17 protein-coding genes are annotated in these 20126 nt (G+C 68.3%); 10 read left to right on the top strand and 7 right to left on the bottom strand.

The window, feature by feature from the left end:
• Positions 1 to 3: 3 nt before the first annotated feature.
• Positions 4 to 813 (bottom strand): substrate-binding periplasmic protein, encoded by an 810-nt coding sequence (locus J2852_RS21390; protein WP_209879441.1) that lies wholly within the window; start codon positions 811 to 813, stop codon positions 4 to 6.
• Between the two features lie 243 nt (positions 814 to 1056).
• On the opposite strand from J2852_RS21390, the gene J2852_RS21385 reads away from it, so the two are divergent.
• Complete coding sequence (locus tag J2852_RS21385; RefSeq protein WP_209879438.1) at positions 1057 to 4359, top strand: response regulator; 3303 nt, start codon at positions 1057 to 1059, stop codon at positions 4357 to 4359.
• 47 nt (positions 4360 to 4406) lie between these two features.
• Positions 4407 to 5312, top strand: a complete 906-nt coding sequence (locus J2852_RS21380) for an ATP-binding response regulator (protein WP_209879436.1) — start codon at positions 4407 to 4409, stop codon at positions 5310 to 5312.
• 3 nt (positions 5313 to 5315) lie between these two features.
• Here J2852_RS21380 and J2852_RS21375 read toward each other — a convergent pair whose 3' ends face one another.
• The 4 genes from J2852_RS21375 to J2852_RS21360 form a co-directional block, all read right to left on the bottom strand.
• Positions 5316 to 6563, bottom strand: coding sequence for a PP2C family protein-serine/threonine phosphatase (locus J2852_RS21375; RefSeq protein WP_209879433.1), 1248 nt, complete (start codon positions 6561 to 6563; stop codon positions 5316 to 5318).
• Positions 6564 to 6616: 53 nt separating this feature from the next.
• Positions 6617 to 6922 carry an STAS domain-containing protein gene (locus J2852_RS21370; RefSeq protein WP_209879430.1) on the bottom strand — a complete coding sequence of 102 codons (306 nt, stop codon included), beginning with the start codon at positions 6920 to 6922 and terminating at the stop codon, positions 6617 to 6619.
• 107 nt (positions 6923 to 7029) lie between these two features.
• Positions 7030 to 8709 (bottom strand): methyl-accepting chemotaxis protein, encoded by a 1680-nt coding sequence (locus J2852_RS21365; protein WP_209879426.1) that lies wholly within the window; start codon positions 8707 to 8709, stop codon positions 7030 to 7032.
• A gap of 152 nt (positions 8710 to 8861) precedes the next feature.
• Positions 8862 to 9317, bottom strand: a complete 456-nt coding sequence (locus J2852_RS21360) for a winged helix-turn-helix transcriptional regulator (protein WP_209879423.1) — start codon at positions 9315 to 9317, stop codon at positions 8862 to 8864.
• An 84-nt stretch (positions 9318 to 9401) separates the two neighbouring features.
• On the opposite strand from J2852_RS21360, the gene J2852_RS21355 reads away from it, so the two are divergent.
• Entirely contained in the window at positions 9402 to 9614 is a 213-nt protein-coding gene (locus J2852_RS21355) for a tautomerase family protein (protein ID WP_209879420.1), read from the top strand.
• 69 nt (positions 9615 to 9683) lie between these two features.
• Here the strand turns inward: J2852_RS21355 and J2852_RS21350 are convergent, their stop codons facing one another.
• Both J2852_RS21350 and J2852_RS21345 read right to left on the bottom strand, forming a co-directional pair.
• Positions 9684 to 10991, bottom strand: coding sequence for a methyl-accepting chemotaxis protein (locus tag J2852_RS21350; protein WP_209879417.1), 1308 nt, complete (start codon positions 10989 to 10991; stop codon positions 9684 to 9686).
• Positions 10966 to 11490 carry a PAS domain-containing protein gene (locus J2852_RS21345; protein ID WP_209879414.1) on the bottom strand — a complete coding sequence of 175 codons (525 nt, stop codon included), beginning with the start codon at positions 11488 to 11490 and terminating at the stop codon, positions 10966 to 10968. The genes J2852_RS21350 and J2852_RS21345 overlap by 26 nt, the downstream gene beginning before the upstream one ends.
• 299 nt (positions 11491 to 11789) lie before the next feature.
• On the opposite strand from J2852_RS21345, the gene J2852_RS21340 reads away from it, so the two are divergent.
• The 7 genes from J2852_RS21340 to J2852_RS21310 all read left to right on the top strand — a co-directional run bounded on the left by J2852_RS21340 (position 11790) and on the right by J2852_RS21310 (position 19980).
• Positions 11790 to 12908, top strand: coding sequence for an NAD-dependent epimerase/dehydratase family protein (locus J2852_RS21340; RefSeq protein ID WP_209879410.1), 1119 nt, complete (start codon positions 11790 to 11792; stop codon positions 12906 to 12908).
• Positions 12905 to 13975 carry an SDR family NAD(P)-dependent oxidoreductase gene (locus tag J2852_RS21335; RefSeq protein ID WP_209879407.1) on the top strand — a complete coding sequence of 357 codons (1071 nt, stop codon included), beginning with the start codon at positions 12905 to 12907 and terminating at the stop codon, positions 13973 to 13975. Before J2852_RS21340 ends, J2852_RS21335 begins: the two co-directional genes overlap by 4 nt.
• 13 nt (positions 13976 to 13988) lie before the next feature.
• Positions 13989 to 15308, top strand: a complete 1320-nt coding sequence (locus tag J2852_RS21330) for a TIGR04295 family B12-binding domain-containing radical SAM protein (RefSeq protein WP_209879405.1) — start codon at positions 13989 to 13991, stop codon at positions 15306 to 15308.
• Positions 15309 to 15312: 4 nt separating this feature from the next.
• Complete coding sequence (locus J2852_RS21325) at positions 15313 to 16431, top strand: glycosyltransferase family 4 protein (protein ID WP_209879402.1); 1119 nt, start codon at positions 15313 to 15315, stop codon at positions 16429 to 16431.
• Positions 16432 to 16607: 176 nt separating this feature from the next.
• Positions 16608 to 17777, top strand: coding sequence for a CgeB family protein (locus tag J2852_RS21320; protein WP_209879399.1), 1170 nt, complete (start codon positions 16608 to 16610; stop codon positions 17775 to 17777).
• A complete protein-coding gene (locus tag J2852_RS21315) occupies positions 17777 to 18877 on the top strand; it encodes a CgeB family protein (RefSeq protein ID WP_209879397.1) in 1101 nt (366 codons plus the stop codon). Before J2852_RS21320 ends, J2852_RS21315 begins: the two co-directional genes overlap by 1 nt.
• On the top strand, positions 18877 to 19980 hold the full coding sequence (locus J2852_RS21310; RefSeq protein ID WP_209879394.1) for a CgeB family protein: 1104 nt from the start codon (positions 18877 to 18879) through the stop codon (positions 19978 to 19980). Before J2852_RS21315 ends, J2852_RS21310 begins: the two co-directional genes overlap by 1 nt.
• Positions 19981 to 20126 lie beyond the last annotated feature (146 nt).

The following is a 20126-nucleotide window of genomic DNA, read 5'->3' as shown; positions in this document are numbered from 1 at the left end:
TGCTCAATCCCGGGCGACGATGGGGGTCAGCTTGTAGCGGCCGGCCAGCGTCTCCAGCCGGCCGTCGCGCTTGATCGAATCGACGAAGCGGTTCACCCGCTCCAGCCACGCCGGATCGTTCTGCGCGACCGCGTAGGCGTAGGGCGTCACCTGGACCGGAACCGCCGGTTCGATCAACTGGGCCCAGGGATGAAAGGCCAGCATGCGCTGCCCATAGGGATAGTCGGTCAGGAAGGCGTCGGCGCGGCCGGACTGCACCTCCTCTTCCCGCTCCTGGGGACGGGTGACGGCCACGATACGGGCCTGCTTGAACGTGCCGCGGGCGTAGTCGTCCATGTAGGTGTCCTTCTGCACGGCGATCACCATGCCCTCCTGGTCCAGATCCTCCCAACGCCGGATGCGCGCGTGGGTCTGGGTAGTCACGGCGTAGATGCCGCTGCGCAGGTAGGGACGGCTGAACTCCACCGTCCGCGCGCGGGCCGGGGTGGCGCCGATGGCGAACATGCCGACGTCGCAGCGATCCTCGCGCAGGTCGTCGATGAAGCGCGGGAAGCTCGTCTCCACGAAGGCGACCCGCGCGCCGAGTTCGCGCGCGAAGGCCCGCGCCAGCTCGATGTCGAGTCCCTGGAGTTCGCCGGTGCGCGGGTTGCGGTAGGAGATCGCGTAGTAGTCCGGCCACATGCACACGCGAAGAAGCCCGGTCCGCACCAGCCGTTCCAGCCGCCCCTCCGCCGCCGAATCGGACGCGCCCACTCCGGCGAACGCCAGCATGCCAACCGCCAGCACTGGCAACACCGCAAGACGCCGTCCCATGATCCGCAGCCCCCTTCCGAACAACCCGCCACGCAGGCGGCAAGGCTGCGGCACGATAACACCATGAGACAGTTACCGGCAGTGGAAGCTTGCCAATCTTCCACCCGCTGTTAAGATTTTCTTGGGCAAGATCGCCCTTACACCGCCTTTGGCCCGCCCCTCTCTTTTTTGGAGAAGGCGGCCACTCCGACACTGGGACCGCGCAACATGCTCAAGCATGGCCTCTTTCTGCACCGAGGCGGGATGCTGGCGTTCGCGGCCCTGTCCGTGGCGGCCCTGCTGTTCGACATCGGCTACCAGTTCCACGTCAACCGGGCGCTGACGCTGGAAAAGGCGGAACAGAGCCTCGACAACCTGGCGAGCGCGCTGGAAGCCTCGACCACGCGCACCGTGCAGGCGGTGGATGTCACGCTGGCCTCCATCACCGAACCACTGGGAACGACCGGCCTGCCCTCCGGCGCGCAGGAGCGGACGGAGATCATCGCCCTGCTGCAGGAACGGTTGCGCCGCTCCCCCCATCTGCGCGCGCTGGCGCTGCTGGATGCCAACGGGCAGCTGGTGGCCAGCACGGAGGACACCGCCCTGTCCGGCCAGTCGCTGGCTGAACTCGACCTGTTCCGGGGGCATGTGCCGGGACGCCCCAGAGGGCTGTTCGTCGGGCTGCCGGTCAAAGGCCGCAACATGGTGGCGGTGGGACCGGGCGAGGATCGTTCGGGCAAATGGACCCTGCCCATGAGCCGGGGGGTGTACGACGTGGACGGCGCGCTGCTGGGCGTCGTTTTCGCCTCCGTGAATCCCGAGTATTTCCAGAGCATCTTCCAAACCGTCCGGATCGGCCGCCAGGGCATGGTGGCGCTGTTCCGTTACGACGGGGTGCTGCTGACCGGCCTGCCCCTGCCGCCCGAGCGGGTCGGCGCGCAGGCGGCGGGGTCGGAGCTGTTCCGCAACCACCTTCCCAGCGCCGAACACGGCGTGTTTCGGGAAACCGGCCCGGATGGGCAAGCCCTGATCACCGCCTACCGAACAACGCCGGTGTGGCCGCTGGTCCTGTCCGTCAGCCGGGGTGAGGACGAGGAACTGGCCGGCTGGCGCGCCAGCCTCGGCAACGCCGGCCTGATCACCGCCGGCTTCATTCTGGTGATCCTCCTGTTCGCGGTGACGCTGATCCGCTCCATGGCGCTGGTCCACCGGCAGGGCGCCGATCTGGAGGAGAGCAACGCCCGCCTGAACGCCATTCTGGAAACGGCCGTCGAAGGAATCCTGACCGCCCGGCCCGACGGCACCATCGAAAGCGCCAACGCCGCCGCGCACCGCATCTTCGGCTACCCGCCGGGCGCGCTGGTCGGCCGGACGCTGCGCGAACTGGTTCCGCCCCGGCACATCGACGACCACACCCGCGCCATGGAGGAGGTGGCGCGCGGCACCCGGCGCATTGGTGTGAACTTCACACGCGAGGTGAACGCCGTCCGCCAGAATGGGGAGATTTTCCCGCTTGACCTTTCGGTGGCGGAGGTGAAGACGCGCAACGGCCCGCTGTTCGCCGCCATCGTCCGCGACCTGACCGAACGCCGCCGGGTGGAGCGCACGCTGCGCGAGGCGAAGGACAAGGCCGAGGCCGGGCAGCGCAGCAAGATGGAATTCCTCGCCACCATGAGCCACGAGATCCGCACGCCGATGAACGGCGTGATCGGCATGGCCGGTCTCCTGCTGGAGACCCGGATGGACGAGGAGCAGCGCAGCTACGCCACGACCATCCGTGAATCGGCGGAATCGCTGCTGGTCATCATCAACGACATCCTCGATTTCTCGAAGATCGACGCCGGGCGCCTCGACCTGGAGGTCAGCGAGTTCGAGCTGCTGCCGCTGGTCGAGAGCGTGGTGGAACTGCTGGCCCCGCGCGCCGTCGCAAAGGGGCTGGAACTGATCAGCTACGTCCCGCCCTCCCTGCGCGGGCCGTTGCGCGGCGATCCCGGCCGGCTGCGCCAGATCCTCATCAACCTCGCCGGCAACGCCGTGAAGTTCACCGACCGGGGCAGCGTCACCATCGTTGTTTCGGAGGAAGGCGTCGTTTCGGAGGAAGGCACTTCCGGAACCGGGGGCCGCGACGTGCGGTTCGAGGTGCGCGACACCGGCATCGGCATCGCCGCGCCCGACCGCGAGCGGCTGTTCACGATGTTCACCCAGGTGGACGCCTCCGCCGCCCGCCGCCATGGTGGAACCGGTCTGGGGCTGGCGATCTGCAAGCGATTGACCGAACTGATGGGCGGGCGCATCGGCGTGGACAGCACGCCGGACGTCGGCAGCACCTTCTGGGTGACGTTGCCGCTGGGGCGGGGACCGGACGCCGTCGCGACGACCCTGGCGCCGTCGGACTGGACCGGGCGGCGGGTGCTGCTGGTGGATGACGTGGCGGTCAACCGCGACCTGCTGGTGCGCCATCTGAAGGGCTTCGGCATCGAGGCGGAGGCCGTCGCCTCCGGCGCCGAGGCGCTGGACCGGCTGCACGCCGCGCGGGAGGCTGGGCGCGCCTTTCACGCCGCCATCATCGACCACCGCATGCCCGGCATGACCGGGCCGGAACTGGCGACCCGCATCCGCGCCACCCGCGCGCTGGACGGCCTGCGCCTCGCGCTCGCCACCTCGCACCGGACAGAGGGGAAGGAGGAAGGGGTGGCGCCCGTGGACGCGCGGATCGTCAAGCCGATCCGCACCAACGCCTTGCGCGCCTGCCTCGCCCGCCTGTTCGACCCGCAGCCGTCCGTCCTGGCCACGGGCGACCCATTTGCCGACGCGGAACCGCCGCGCCGGCGCTGCCGCATCCTGGTGGCCGAGGACAACCCGGTGAACCAGCAGCTGACCCTCGCCCTGCTGCGCCGCGCCGGCCACGTCGCCGAAGCAGTGTCGAACGGGGAGGAAGCCGTGAGCGCCGTCGCCGCCATCCCCTACGACCTCGTCCTGATGGACGTGCAGATGCCGGTGATGGACGGATTGACCGCCGCCCGGACCATTCGCCGGCGGAGCGGCCCGTCGGGGCGCGTCCCCATCGTCGCCATGACCGCCAACGCCATGCAGGGCGATGACGCGGCCTGCCTTGCCGCCGGGATGGACGATTATCTGCCCAAGCCGATCAACCCGGAACTGCTGCTGCACGCCGTGGACCGCTGGGGCACCCGCACGTCCCCGCCCCCGAACGCACCCGCGCCGGTCAACCGGCCCAAGTTCGACGAACTGCGCCAAGTCCTGGGCAAGGACGGTTTCGCCAACCTGATGGACACCTTCTTCCGCGACGTCGCCGTGCATCTCGACCGGCTGCGCGATGCCATGAAGGAGGGCGATTTGCACGCGGTGGAGCAGGAAGGGCACATCATCAAGGGTTCCGCCGGCAGCGTCGGATTCGACCGCGTGGCCGAGGCCGCCGACCGGATCGTCACCGACGCGCGGCGGCTCGGCGGAAGCGGCCCGCCGCCGGAGGCCGTCCAGGAGCTTGTCGCGGCGGTGGATGAGGTCACGCGGGAATACGGCTTGTCTCCGGGAACGGTTTATTAACCCGTGGTTGGTGGAATCCTCTTTCCACAGCAATGAAAGCGCCCGAAATGGCCGATCCCATAAGCGCTCTGGTCGTGGATGACGAGGAGATGAGCCGCGCCATTGTCGCCGGCTATCTCGGGCGCATGGGCTATCGGACGCTGGGCGCAGCCACCGCCGAGGAGGCGTGGAGGATCCTGGCCGACCGGCAAGAGACCATTCACGTCATCCTGCTCGACCGTCAGCTGCCGGGCATGGACGGGATGGAGTTCTTCAAGCGGCTGAAGGCCGATCCCGACCTCGGCGCGATCCCGGTCATCATGCAGACGGTGTCCGACAGCAGCGCGGAGATCGCCGAGGCCATCCAGGCCGGGGTGTTCTACTACCTCATCAAGCCTTACGCCGGTGACCTGCTGCGCTCCGTCGCATCGGCGGCGGTGGAGGATTACGCGCACCTGACCAAGCTTCAGGGCGACGTGCGTTCGCGCAACGACGCCATGGCGCTGATGCGCGACGGCACCTTCCATTTCCGCACCCCGCAGGAGGCGCACAACCTCGCCATCGCCGTGTCCTCGATCATCCCGAACACGCGCAAGCTCGCCTTCGGGCTGATGGAACTGCTGATGAACGCCGTCGAGCACGGCAACCTGGGCATCGGCTACGAGGCCAAGAGCGAGCTGAAGATGGGCAGCATGCTGTCCGGCGAGATCGAGCGGCGGCTGGCCCTGCCCGAGAACCTTGACAAGACTGCAACCCTGCGCGTTGCGCGCGACGACGCCCGCGTCGTCTTCACGGTGACCGACCAGGGGCGCGGCTTCGACTGGACCCGCTACCTCGCCGTGGATGCCTTCCGGTCCAGCGCCACCCACGGGCGCGGCATCGCGCTGGCCCGCATGGTCAGCTTCGACGAGCTGATCTACGAAGGCTCCGGAAACACCGTGGTCGGCGTGGTGGATTTGGCGCGGGCGGGCTGAGCCCTAACGCCCTCGCCTCGTCAGCCATAGGGCCGTCAGATCGTCCGCGAGCGGACGTGGCATGACGTCGAAATAGCGGTCGAGCAGTTTGGCGAGCGAACCTTCCCCCTGTCCGTCCAGATCCCGGTGGCTCCAGCGCACAAGGTCGAGAACGCCCTCGTAGCCGAAGGGACGGCCCTCCCAATCGCGCGATTCGAACAGCGCGTCGCTGAACAGAAACAGGAAGGCACCGGGCGGGAAGTCAATGACGCGGTTCCGATAGCTGGCCTTCAGCGACACGCCCAGCGGCAGGCCGACGCTCTCCCCCACCAGCAGGTTGTGGCCGGGAATGCCGATGATCGGCTTCGGCGCGCCGGCCGTCGCGTAGGTCAGGCGGTCCTCGACGGTGTCCACGACGGCGTAGAGCATCGCCGCGAACTGGGTTTCCGGCAGTAGCCCGACCAGCAGGCGGTTGATGGCGCCCAGCGTCTCCGCCGGGTCGTCGCCGGGCAGGTCGATCTTCGCGAGCAGCGCGTGCAGGCGGAAGGTGTTCAGCGCCGCGGCCACGCCGTGCCCGGTGAAGTCGCACAGGAAAACGGCGAAGCGCGATTCGTCGAGAACCCGCGCCCCCCAGATGTCGCCGCCCAGTTCGGAGCTGGATTCGAAATGGCTGTCCAGCCGCACGGCGTAGCGCCGTTCGATGTCCTGGCAGGCGTCGACGTCCGGCAGCAGCGCCAGTTGCATGTCGCGGGCAAGCTGCATGCGCTGAACGGCGCCGGTGTGGAAGGTCTGAAGGCTGCGGATGACCTCCCGCAGGGATCGGTTGAGCGAGCGGTTTTCCAGGTGAACGCGCAGTCTTGCGGCCAGTTCGGCACGGGAGATCGGCCGGGCGAGGATGTCGGTGGCGCCCAGTTCCATCACCGCGCGCCGGTCCGCCGCCGATCCGAAGCGACCCAGCACCAGCACGGGAAGCTCCCGCGCACCATCGGCGGCCCGCAACGACGCGATCAGGTCGGGTGCGTGGTCCAGCAGCGCGCGGTCGATTACCACGAGGTCGGGCAGCCCGGCTTCCGCCGATGCCAGAACCCCGGCGACGTCCAGCGCCACGTCCACATAGCGCACGCCGATCCCCGCCAGGCCACGGCGGAGCGCCGTCGCGATTCCCGCTCGCGGCTGGCCCACCAGCACCCGCTGGCCGCCGACCGACCGGGCCGCGGCCGGGGAAGGGGCCGGAGACGGGGCCGCTGGTTGGGCCGGGGCTTGCCTGTCCATCACCGTGTCCGCATCACCCCGTGTCCGCACCGCCCTTATCGGTTGCCGCGCGATCAAAACTCGCAGGGGATGATGGTGTGGAACTCGGAGATCTCGATCATCTCCCGCACCTGCCCCTTGGGCTGCTTCAGCTTCAGGCGCACGCGCGAGCGGTTGGCGGTGTTATTGGCCAGCACCAGGAGCCCCAGACCGGCCGAATCGATAAAATCCAGGCTGCCGAGGTTCAGCACGCAGTCGGAGATTTTGTCCTTCTCCATGCCTTCGATGATTCGGCGAAAATCGTCGTTGGCTTCAAAGGTCAGCTGCCCCCGCAGGTCGATTTCCCGGACGCCGCCCAGGTCACGGACGGTGTAGTTCATTTCCCACCCATCACTTTCCGGCTCATTGATTCCTGGCCTACCACCACTTTACGTTATAGCGCACACTACGGTTCGACCGTCAAATTTTTGGGTGTCAAACTTTCGGATCATGCGCTTCGCACTCCGTTCAGCAGTGTGGTCACTTCGGCACGCAACGCCTGCGCCGGTTCGCGCAGATCCTTCGCCGCCCACAACACCTGGAAGGCGGCGCCATAGGACGACGCACTCGCCTGCGTCAGCGACACCACGCTGCGCGCGGCGGTGGTGGTGTCCTCGCTGACCGAAACGGCGTTGCGGGAGATGTCCTCGGTCGCCGCGCTCTGCTGTTCCACGGCGGCGGCGATGGACCCGGATACCTCGCGCATGCGCTCGATGATGCCGCCGATCAATTCGATCGCGACCACGGCGTCGCCGGTCGCCTGCTGCACGGCGCCGATCTGCTGGACGATGTCCTCAGTCGCCTTGGCGGTCTGGCTGGCGAGGTTCTTCACCTCGTTGGCGACGACGGCGAAGCCCTTGCCGGCCTCCCCCGCCCGCGCCGCCTCGATGGTGGCGTTCAGCGCCAGGAGATTCGTCTGGCTGGCAATGGCGGTGATCAGCTTGACCACCTGCCCGATCCGCTCCGCCGTCTCGGCCAAGCCCTGCACCATGCCGTTGGCCCGTTGCGCCTCGCTGACCGCCTCCGACGCGATGGAGGAGGAGGAGGCGACCTGCTGGCCGATCTCGCGGATGGAGGCCGCGAGCTGCTGCGCCGCCGCCGCGACATGCTGGATGTTGGTGCGCGACCGTTCGGAGGAACGCGCGACCTCCAGCGTGCGGTGGGAGGTGCGGTTGACGCCCTTGCCCATGTCCTCCGCCGTGCTCTGGATCTTGTCGGCGCCGTTCATGACGAAGGACAGCGTCTCCTCCGCCTTGCTTTCGAAATCGCGCAGCAACGCCTCGATGCGCCGGGCGCGCTCGATCTGCGCCCGCGTGGCCGCTTCCTGCTCGGCCTTCAAGGTGGAGGCCTGCCGCATGCTGTCCTTGAAGGCGACGATGGCACGGGCGATGGAGCCGATCTCGTCCGCGCGGTCGGTGGCCGGCACGGCGACCGAATAGTCCTGCTCCGCCAGCCGGCCGAGCACGGCGTTGAGGCGCCCCACCGGCGACAGCAGACGGCGCACCAGCACGAAGGACGCCACGCACACCAGAAGCGCCACCAAGCCCGCCGTCAGCGCGATCATCGCGATCAGCGGCGTCACCATGGCGAAGAACTCGCTTTTCTTCAGGCCGACGACCAGCATGCCGACGACCTCGCCACGGGCGTTCTTGATGGGGTCGTAGGCGGTGAAGTAGGCCTCGCCCAGCACCTCCGCGTCGCCGCGATAGGGCTTTCCCGCCTTCAGGACGGAGTCGTAGACGGGCCCCGGATTGACCTTCACACCCAAAGCGCGCGTCCCGTCCGGCTTGCGCACGGTCGTGGCGATGCGCGTGTCGCCCTGGATCACGGTGGCGACGCCGCCCGCGATGCGGGCAATGCGGTCCACCAGCTCTTCATTGTCGTTCAGGACCGTCGGGCCGGCGTACAGCTTGCCGTCCTGGACCTTGAACTCCTTGCCCAGGTGGTTCAGCACCTCCCAGGCGATGGCCATGTTGGATTCCTGGCGGCGGGCGGCCTGGTCGGCCATCTCGCTCTGCACCAGATGGAGCGACATGAAGACGGTTGCGGCCGCCAGCACCAAAAGCCCGCCAAGGCTGAGGGCGACCACCTTGGCCGAGATCGACATGCGTGCGAACAGGCCGTTCATTCGTACACTCCGATAATCCGCTGCGGCGCAGTCTACCAGAGCGGTCGAAAGCCATTCAATTCTTCACGGGGCGTTGCGGCGCATTGCGGGCAATTTGTCTCAACTCCGCGATGCGCGAGCGACTTCATCCGACGTTCGCGCGAAACTTTCCTTCAGCGGCGCAGTTCCCGCGGATGGCTGAGGATATGGCCGTGTTCGCAGACAAGGGCTGCACGGACGGACGCTCCGCATTCGGCGTGCCGCAGGTCCAGCGGCGGCTCTCCATCGCCAAGGTGGCGATCGCCCCACTGCATCAGCGCTACGAGTGCCGGAAGCAGGTCCGCGCCCTGGGCGGTCAGACGGTATTCGAACCGCGTGCGCTGGCCCCGCTCCTGATAGGGCTCGCGCTCCATCAGGCCGCTTTCAACCAGGGATGCCAAGCGCTCGCTGAGCACGGTGCGGGGGGCGCCGATGTCGGCGCGCATCTCCTCGAAACGGCGAACGCCGTAAAAGGCTTCGCGCAGGATCAGGAGGGTCCAGCGGTCGCCGATCAGCGCCAGCGCGCGGGCAAGACCGCACTTGTCCAGAGGGACACGGTTGGGGGTGGGGGTGGTATCGTTCGGTTCCATGACGGGCAGAGTATCAGAGCTTGCAAAGCGGACGCAGCTTCGCCATCCTGAGTCCATAAATTGGACTCAGGATGGGAGCGCATCATGCCGCTGGTGACGTTGAAGACGATGGAAGGGAAATCCCCGGAAGCGATTCGCCGGACAATGGCGGACATCCACCGCGTGGTGGCCGAAAACCTGGGGTACGACCCCGCGCATGTCTGGGTGATGGTGGAGGAAGTGCGCGACGAACACTTCTTCACGGCCGGCCGGACCTGGGCCGAACTGAAGCCCCACCTCTACCCGACGAATGGGTGATGAGGCCTCGATAACCAATGAGCCGCGCCGGGTGCGCCGATTTCCGCGCACCCGATGCGGTGGAAAGCTTTACCGCTTCGCGCCGCAGACCTGCGTCACGAAACCGTCGATGTCGCCGTTGAGCGTCACCGCCCGGCGCGACAGCTCGCCCGCCGAGGCCAGCACCTGACTGGCGGCGGCGCTGGCTTCCTGCGTGCCGGTGGATACGTGGGTGACCGCGTCGGCCACCGTCCGCACGCCGGCCGACGCCTCGCGGATCGCGCGGCTGATCTCGTCGATGGCGGCGCTCTGCTGCTCGGCGGCACCGGCGATGCCGACGGCGATCTCGTCGATGTCGTGGATCATGGCGCCGACCAGCTGGATCACGTCGGCCGTGTCCTTGGTCACCGACTGGACCTGGGCGATCTGGGCGGTGATCTCCTCGGTCGCGCGGGCCGTCTGGTTGGCGAGGTTCTTCACCTCCGTCGCGACCACGGCAAAGCCTTTGCCGGCCTCGCCCGCGCGTGCCGCCTCGATGGTGGCGTTCAGCGCCAGGAGGTTCGTCTGGCTGGCGATGTCGTTGATGAGCTGGACGACCGCGCCGATCTGGTCCGCCGCCGCCAGCAGGGAGCGGATGGTCGCGTCGGCCTCCCTCACCTTTTCCACGGAGTTGCGGGCGAGGTCGGCGGTGCGTGCCACGCCCTGGGCGACCTCGCCGATGGCGCCGGACACTTCGCCGGTCGCCGAGGCCACGCCGTCCACGTTGGACGAGACCTGCCCGGCCGCCGAGGCGGCGGAGAAGGACTGCTCGCTGGTCACCGTCGCGACGCTGGTCATGGAGGAGGAAGCCGCCTCAAGCTGCGCGGCGCTGGCGGCGAGGCTCTGCGCCACCTCCTTGATGTTGGCGCCGATCCGGGTGGCGCTGTCCACGAACTCCCGGCTCTTGCCGTCCATCGCCTCCAGGCCGTTGTTGATCTGGCGGGAATAGGAGCCGAACTCCCCGACCATGCCGGTCATGACGATGCGGCGATAATATTGGCCCTCCGCCGCGTGCTGCATGGCGGCGTTGGCCTCCTTGCCGAAGGACTCCACGCGGTCGAGCAGGCGGTTGATGGTGCGCAGCATCTCGGCGACCGTGCTGGTGCCGTGAATGTGCAGGATGCGCGGCTGAAGGTCGCCCTTCTCGGCCGCCGCGAGAACCGCGCTGGCCTTGGCGAGCGAGCGGTTGGTCAGGCCGAGCCAGCGAATGGCACCCACGCAGGGCAGCACGGCCAGGGCGCCGATGGCACCGGCCACGGGATTGCCCCCCGCGAATCCGAGGATGGCCTGCGCCGCCGCCAGCGCCGCAACCAGCCAGACCGCGACCAGAGCCTTAGAGACTGAAGACAAATTCGTCATAGGTCGTGCCCTTGTCGCGAAGGAGGGAGCCCAGCATGGCGCCCGAGGCCGCCATGGCCGCGTTGCGGTCGGCGTGCTTGGCCTCTTCCGCGCGTAGCGCCGCGTAAAGGCCGGTGGCCGCCTGCACCGCCGTACGCGACGGCAGCCGGCGGCTGGAATGGTAGCCGGTGATGGTCTGGCCGGGACCGAAGACCGGGGTGACGTGCGCGAACACCCAGTAATGGTCGCCGTTCTTCGCCCGATTGACGACGTAGGCGAAGATCTCGTGTCCTGCCTGGATGCGTTCCCACAGCAGCTTGTAGACGCAGCGCGGCATGTCCGGATGGCGGACGATGTTGTGCGGCTTGCCCAGAATCTCGGCCTCGGAAAAACCGCTGACCCGCAAGAACACGTCGTTGGCGTAGGTGACCAGCCCTTTCAGGTCGGTCTTGGAGACGATGATCTCGTCCTCGTGGAACGTCCGCTCGCGCCCGGTCAGTGCTACGCTGGTGAACGCCATGCCCGCCTGCCTCTCCAGTACCGCTGCGCCGCCCAGAGCGACGGTGTAATGGTATTACCTTTGTAGGCAAAACATATAGCGCGATTAATATACAAATTGCTTCAAATTACGACGATCCGAGGGTGCGACAAAATGCGCCACACGCAGAGCGGGAGCGGCCCATATGCGTTTCGGCAGAAAAGCATACAACCTAAGAATTAGCTTACAACCTAAGAATCAAAGTCTTCCAAATATTTAAGGAACTTGCCTGCTTCGAAGGACGTTCACGCCGCGGAACAAGATGCGGTGGAGGACGCCAGATGACACACACAGTGCTGATTACCGGGGGTGCCGGCTTCATCGGGTCCCATCTGGCCGATGAGCTGTTGGCCCTGGGGCACCGCGTTCGTGTGTTGGACAGCCTCGAAGAACAGGTCCATGGGGAAAAGGGCCGCCGCCCCGATTATCTCAATCCCGACATCGAACTGATGGTCGGCGATGTGCGCGATCCGGACGCCGTTGCCAAGGCGCTGAAGGGCGTCGACTCCGTGGTGCATCTGGCCGCCCGCGTCGGCGTGGGGCAGAGCATGTATCAGGTCGGCGACTATGTCGGCGTGAACGACCACGGCACGGCGGTTCTGTTGCAGGCGCTGATCGAAAAGCCGGTCGAACGGCTGGTCGTTGCGTCGAGCATGAGCGTCTACGGCGAGGGCCTCTATCTCGACGACGAGGGCCGCCCGGTGGACGTGAGCGCCCGCACGGTCGAGCAGATGAAGGCCGGCCGGTGGGAGCCGGTGGCGCCGAACGGCGGCAGGCTGACCCCCGTCGCGACGCCGGAAACGCACCACCCCCGCCTCTGCTCGGTGTACGCGCTGAACAAGTACGTGCAGGAGCGGCTCTGCCTCATCATCGGCGAGGCGTACAACATCCCGACCACCGCACTCCGCTTCTGGAACGCGTACGGCACGCGGCAGGCGCTGTCCAACCCCTACACGGGCGTGCTGGCGATCTTCGCGTCGCGTCTGCTGAACGGCAAGGCGCCGATGATCTTCGAGGACGGCTTGCAGCGCCGCGACTTCATCCATGTGGATGATGTGGTGCAGTCCTGCCGCCTCGCCATGACCCACGAGAACGCGCCGGGCAAGGTCTTCAACGTCGGCAGCGGCGTCAGCCGCTCGGTGCAGGAGGTGGCGGCGGCGCTGGCCGTCGCGGTCGGACGGCCGGACATCCAGCCCGAGATCACCGGGCGCTGCCGCGTCGGCGACATCCGCCACTGCTTCCCCGACATCACGCTGATCCGCGAAACGCTGGGCTACGAGCCGCGCGTCGAGCTGTCGGACGGCCTCGCCGAGCTGTCGGAATGGCTGAGCCGGCAAGTCGCCGAAGACCGCGTCGAACAGGCGAGCCGGGAACTGGCCTGTCGGGGACTGTCGGCATGAGCGGGCGCAAGGGCACACGGGATTGCGTGCTGATCACCGGCGGCGCCGGCTTCATCGGCTGCAATCTGGCGCACCGTCTGGCCTCCGACGGGCGGAAGGTGCTGATCCTCGACAATCTGTCGCGGGCGGGGGTCGAAGAGAATCTCGCCTGGCTTCAGGCCACCCACGGCGACCGGATCGAAGCCGTCGTCGCCGACATCCGCCACAGGGAAACCGTCGAAACGGCGGTCGCCCGCGCCGAACAGGTCTACCATCTGGCGGCCCAGGTGGCGGTGACTACCAGCGTGGTCGATCCGATTCACGATTTCCAGGTGAACGCCGCCGGCACGCTGACCCTGCTGGAGGCGATCCGCGCGCAGGACCGGCCGCCGTCGCTGGTCTTCACGTCCACCAATAAGGTCTACGGCAAGCTGCCGGGCGTGAACTTCGCCAGCACGGGCAACCGCTATGGGCCGAAGGAGGCCCTGCTCGCCGGGCGCGGCGTGGGCGAGGAACAGCCGCTCGACTTCGCGAGCCCCTACGGCTGCTCCAAGGGGGCGGCGGACCAGTATGTGCTGGACTATGCCCGCACCTTCGGCATTCCGGCGACCGTGTTCCGGATGAGCTGCATCTACGGCCCGCACCAGTTCGGGACGGAGGATCAGGGCTGGGTCGCCCATTTCCTGAAGCGGGCGCTGGCCGGCGAGCCCATCACGCTCTACGGCGACGGGCGGCAGGTGCGCGACATCCTGTTCGTGGACGATCTGGTTGACGCGATGCTGCTGGCGCAGGAGCGCATCGGGTCGTTGCAGGGCGACGCCTTCAACATCGGCGGCGGCACGGCGAACACCGTCAGCCTGTTGGAGTTGCTGGACCGTTTCCCGGTCCTGATCGGCGTGAAGCCGGACGTCGCCTTCGACGAATGGCGGCCCGGCGACCAGCCCTGGTACGTGTCCAACACCGGCCGCTTCTTCGCGCGCACCGGCTGGCGCCCCCAGGTCGGCGTCGAGGAAGGCTTGATGCGGTTGGCCCGTTGGCTGAGCGACGCGCGCGCGGTCCCGGCGGACCGTCAACGCGTGGCGTCGTAAAGGGGCTGACGGCATGAAGATCGCGCTCGTAAACCCGCCCTGGAGCTTCGACGGCAGCATCTATTTCGGCTGCCGCGAACCGCACCTGCCGCTGGAGTTCGGCTACGCCAAGGCCCTGCTGGAGGCTGCCGGGCATGAGGCGGAGATCATCGACGGCCAGCTGTTCGGGCTGACGCTGGACGAGGTCCGCGCCAGGGTTGGGGCGTTCGCCCCCGACCTGACCGTGGTCACGACAGCCCCCAGCTATCTGTTCTGGCGCTGCGCCCCGCCCGAACTGCGCGTGCCCATGCAGACCGTTGCGGCGCTGAAGGACATCGGCGGGCGCATGGTCGGCGTCGGCCCGCACGGGTCCACGACGCCCAAGGCGGCTTTGCGTAAGCTGGGCGTCGAGGCCCTGGTGATGGGCGAGTGCGAGGAGGTGCTGGTCCGTCTCGCCGATTCCAACGATTGGCGTTCGGTTCAGCACGTCTGCACCTGGGCCAAGGAGGGGGACGGGGATGAGATCCGTGTCAACGGCGGGCCGGCGGCGGCGACCTTCACCGACCTGCCGGCGCTGTCCTGGCCGGACGCGTGGGTGAAGCGCCACCACCACCACCATCATCGCTTCGACGGTGCGCCGACCGGGCCGGGCGCGGAGATGGAGACCTCGCGCGGCTGCCCCTATCATTGTACCTTCTGCGCGAAGGAGAATTTCCGCGACGGCTACCGCAAGCGCCCGGTGCCGGTGGTGATGGAGGAGCTGGACCGGCTGATCGCGCAGGGCATCGAATACGTCTATTTCATCGACGAGATCTTCCTGCCCAACCAGCCGCTGCTGGAGGCGCTGGCCGAGCGCCGCATCAAGTTCGGCATTCAGACGCGGCTCGACCTGTGGAAGCCTGCGATGATCGAACTGCTGGGCAAGGCCGGCTGCGTGTCGATCGAGGCCGGCGTGGAAAGCCTGACGGTGGAGGGGCGCGCCGCGCTGGACAAAAAATGCCGGATGGGCACGGACGAGCTGTCGGAGCGGCTGATCCTGGCGAAGACGGTCGTGCCCTTCGTCCAGGCCAACCTGATCCTGTCGGAGGGCGACGACCCGGCCTTCATCGCGGCGTGGCGCGACCACATGCGCGACAATGGCGTGTGGGCCAACGACCCGGTGCCGCTGTTCCCCTACCCCGGCTCGCCCGACTACCGGCTGCGCTGGGGCCTGCCCGATGATCAGGCGTGGGAGCGGGCGGTGGACTTCTACCTCACCCATTACGGCCGCTTCTGCGACTTCCAGGACCAGACGCCGAAGCCCCTGCCGGAGCTGGAAGACATCGGCCCGATGCCCCTGAAGGCCGCGGAGTAGCGCCATGGGTCACGCATCCGCACCCCTTCGCCCCTCCCGCGTTCTGATGACCGCCGACGCGGTCGGGGGGGTGTGGGATTACGCGCTGGAACTGGCGCGCGGGCTGGCGCGGGTGGGGGTGTCCACCTCGCTGGCCGTGATGGGGCCGCCCCCGGACGCCGCGCGCGCGGCAGCCGCCGCGAAGATCGAAGGGCTGACGCTCGACCACGCGCCCTTCAAGCTGGAATGGATGGCCGACCCGGAGGAGGATCTGCACAAGGCCGGCGACTGGCTGCTGGACTTGGAAAAGCGGCTGAGGCCCGACATCGTGCACGTTAACGGCTACGCCGCCGCCGCGCTGCCGTTCCGCGCGCCGGTGCTGTGCGTCGGCCATTCCTGCGTGATGTCCTGGTGGCGCGCGGTCCACGGGGAAAATGCGCCGAAATCCTGGGACGGCTACGCGCAGCGGGTCTCGGACGGGCTGCGCCTCGCCGACATGGTGGCGGCGCCGACGCAGGCCATGCTGGACGCGCTGGAGCGGCATTACCAACACCTGCCCCGCTCCCGCGTCATCCCCAACGGACGTGACCCGCAGCAGTACCGCCCGCTGCCCAAACAGCCCATCATCCTCGCCGCTGGACGGGTGTGGGACAAGGCAAAGAACATCGGCATGCTGGACGCGGTGGCCGGCGCCCTGCCCTGGTCGGTGTTCGTCGCCGGCAGCCTGGACGGCCCGGACGGACAACCCAAGCCGCTGCGCCATTCCCGCCACCTGGGGCATCTGCCGGCGGACCAGCTGGCGCGCTGGTTCGGCCGCTCCTCCATCTTCGCCCACCCCGCCCGCTACGAGCCGTTCGGGCTTGCGCCTCTGGAGGCCGCCTTATCGGGCTGCGCGCTGGTGCTGGGCGACATCCCGAGCCTGCGGGAGCTGTGGGACGGCGCCGCCGTCTTCGTCGATCCGGACGACCGCGCAAACCTCGTCCGCACGATGACCGCGCTGGCCGACAACCCGGCGCGGGTGAAGGCGCTGGGCACGGCGGCGCGGCGCCGGGCGCACGACTACACCGCCCTCCGCATGGTGCGCGGCACACTGGACGCCTACGCGGAGCTGCGCGCCAAGGCCGCCGCGACGGCCATTCCCTAACGCCAGGACGCAGGATCACGACCGACGGACTAGGACATCCGCTCCGCACCCCTATCGATCTAGGCGAGCAAGAGTACTGCTTTTCCCGGACTTCGCAGCCGCACCAAGGCGCGGTTCAGTGTCCCCCCTGCGGCCGGTCCAGCGCCGCCAACCAGACAAGCCAACAAGCGGGTGCCATGCGCTTCGTCATTTTCTGCCATTCCCTGGTTTCCTGCTGGAACCACGGCAACGCCCATTTCCTTCGCGGAATCGTTCGGGAGCTTCAGGCGCAGGACCATTCCGTCCGCGTCCTGGAGCCGGCCGACGGGTGGAGCCGCGCCAACCTGCTGGCCGAATCGGCGGGGCCGGAAACGCTGGCCAGCTTCGGCCGGACCTTCCCCGGCTTGGTCTCGGAGACCTACGATCCCGCCACGCTGAACCTCGACGAGGCGCTGGACGGGGCCGACGTGGTGCTGGTGCATGAATGGACCGACCCGGCGCTGGTAGCATCCATCGGGCGCAAGCGCGCGGCGGGCGGGCGCTTCCGCCTGCTGTTCCACGACACCCACCACCGCGTCGTCTCCAAGCCAGAGGAGATGGCCGCCCTGGATCTCAGCGCCTACGACGGCGTGCTGGCCTTCGGCGAGGTGCTGCGCCAGCGCTATCTGGAACTGGGCTGGGCCGGCCGCGCCTGGACATGGCACGAGGCCGCCGACACCGCCCTGTTCCATCCGCTGCCCGGCCAGCCGGTCGAGGGCGATCTGGTCTGGGTCGGCAACTGGGGCGACGGCGAGCGCACCACCGAGCTTCACGAGTATCTGCTGGATCCGGTCCGCAATCTGGGCCTGACGGCGCGCATCCACGGCGTGCGCTACCCCGGCGAAGCGCTGTCGGCGCTGGCGGAGTCCGGCATCGCTTACGGCGGCTGGCTGCCGAACCACAAGGCTCCGATGGCTTTCGCGCGGCATCGCGTGACCGTCCATGTGCCGCGCCGGCCCTATGTGGAGGCCCTGCCCGGCATCCCGACCATACGCGTGTTCGAGGCGCTGGCCTGCGGCATCCCGCTGATCTGCGCACCGTGGAACGACGCGGAGGGGCTGTTCCAGCCCGGCAGCGACTATCTCGTCGCCCGCGACGGCACCGCGATGGCCGAACTGCTGCGCGTCGTGCTGAACGACCGCGACATCGCCGCCAGCCTCGCCCGCAGCGGGCTGGACACCATCCGCCGCCGCCACACCTGCGCCCACCGGGTGGAGGAGTTGCTGGACGTCTGCCGGACGCTGGGCGCGCACACTCTCCAAAACACCCCCGTTGAAAACACCCCCTTTCAAAACACCGCCGAATCCGTGAAGGAGGGCATCGCCTGATGGCTGGCCTCGACATCGCGTTCTATGGATCGAGCCTGGTCTCCGCCTATTGGAACGGAGCCGCCACCTATTACCGGGGCATCATCCGCGCCCTGGCGGCGCGCGGTCACCGCGTCACCTTCTACGAACCCGACGCCTATGAACGGCAGAAGCATCGCGACATCGCCGACCCGCCCTGGGCCAAGGTCGTCGTCTATCCGGCGACCGAGGACGGCCTGCACCGCGCCCTGGAGGCCGGACGCGGCGCCGATGTGGTGGTGAAGGCCAGCGGCGTCGGCGTCTTCGACGACGAGCTGGCCGAGGGCGTGCTGTCGATCCGCCGCCCGGACGGGCTGGCCATCTACTGGGACGTGGACGCGCCGGCCACCCTGGCCGACCTGCACGCCAACCCGGCCGCCGTCCTGCACCGGCTGATCCCGCAATACGACATGGTGCTGACCTACGGCGGCGGCCCGCCGGTGGTGAACGCCTTCGCGGCGCTGGGGGCCCGCAAGTGCGTGCCGGTCTACAACGCGCTCGATCCGGAGACGCATCATCCGGTGCCCCACGACGAGCGGTTCGACACCGACCTGACCTTCCTCGGCAACCGCCTGCCCGACCGCGAGGCGCGGGTGGAGCAATTCTTCCTGGACGCCGCGTCGCGCCTGCCGGACCGCCGCTTCCTGCTGGCCGGCAACGGCTGGCACGACAAGCCGGTGCCGCCGAACGTCCGCGTGCTGGGCCACGTCTACACCGCCGACCACAACGCGCTGAACTGTTCCGGCCTCGCGGTGCTGAACATCAGCCGGCAGAGCATGGCGGAGATGGGCTATTCCCCCGCCACCCGCGTGTTCGAGGCCGCCGGCGCCGCCGCCTGCCTGATCACCGACGCCTGGGTCGGCATCGAGGAGTTCCTGGAACCGGGCACCGAGGTTCTGGTCGCCAAGGACGGCGCCGAGGTGGCCGAGCATGTCGCCGCCCTGACCAAGGAGCGGGCGCGGGCCATCGGCCAAGCGGCCCTGCGCCGCGTTCTGGCCGACCACACCTACGACAACCGCGCGGTGCTGGTGGAACAACTCCTCACCGGCGAGGTCTTGAATTCCGTTGGGGAGGGCGTGTGATGGCGCGCAAGCTCAATGTCGTCGTTCTGGGCCTGTCCATCACCTCCTCCTGGGGGAACGGGCACGCCACCACCTACCGCGCCCTGCTGAAGGGCATGGCGGCGCGCGGCCACCGCGTCCTGTTCCTGGAGCGCGACAAGCCCTGGTACGCATCCAACCGCGATCTTCCCAAGCCGGACTTCTGCACGACCGTCCTCTACGACAGCCTGGACGAGCTGGCGGAGAAGCACGCGGCGGCGGTGCGCGACGCCGACCTCGTCGTCGTCGGCTCCTACGTGCCGGAGGGCGTTGCCGTCTCCCGCTGGGTGCAGGAAACCGCGCGGGGCGTGACCGCCTTCTACGACATCGACACGCCGGTCACCGTCGCCCGCATGGAGCGCGGTGACACCGAGTACATTGCGGCCGAGGTGGTGCCGGGCTTCGACCTTTACCTGTCCTTCACCGGCGGCCCGATCCTCGACCGGCTGGAGCGGGAGTTCGGCGCCCAGCGCGCCCGCACGCTCTACTGCTCGGTCGATCCCGACGCCTATTATCCGGAGCTGGGGCCGGTGCGCTGGGACATGGGCTATCTCGGCACCTACAGCGACGACCGCCAGCCCATGCTGAACCGCCTGCTGGTCGAACCGGCGCGGGCGTGGGAGCGCGGGACCTTCATCGTTGCGGGGCCACAGTATCCGGACACCGCGATCGGCTGGCCGGCCAACGTCACCCGCATCGACCACCTGCCGCCGGCGGAGCACCGGCGCTTCTACAACGCCCAGCGCTTCACGCTGAACGTGACCCGCGCCGACATGGTGGCGGCCGGCTGGTCGCCCAGCGTCCGCCTGTTCGAGGCGGCGGCCTGCGGCACGCCGATCATCAGCGACCCCTGGCCGGGCCTGGACACCCTGTTCAAGCCGGGCGAGGAAATCCTGATCACCGACGACAGCGAACAGGTCATGCGCTGGCTGCGCGACACGCCGGGCGACAAGGCGCGGCGTCTCGGCCGGGCGGCGCGGCGTCGGGTGCTCGCCTCCCACACCGGCATCCGCCGCGCGGCGGAGCTTGAGAACTACGTCGCCGAGGTGCGGTCGGCGCCCATGGCGTCGGCGCGGGCCCTGTAACGGCTCCCTTTTTGTTTTGGACGCATTCCGCCTTACCGTCATGCCCGGCCTTGAGCCGGGCATCCACGGCGACTTTGGCGCGTGGTCACTCCGGCGTGGATGACCGGGTCAAGCCCGGTCATGACGAATGAAAAACGTTCCAATCC

This window comes from Azospirillum soli, from assembly GCF_017876165.1.
GTDB classification, from domain to species: Bacteria; Pseudomonadota; Alphaproteobacteria; order Azospirillales; family Azospirillaceae; genus Azospirillum; species Azospirillum soli.
This window is presented reverse-complemented; position numbering and strand designations above follow the sequence as displayed.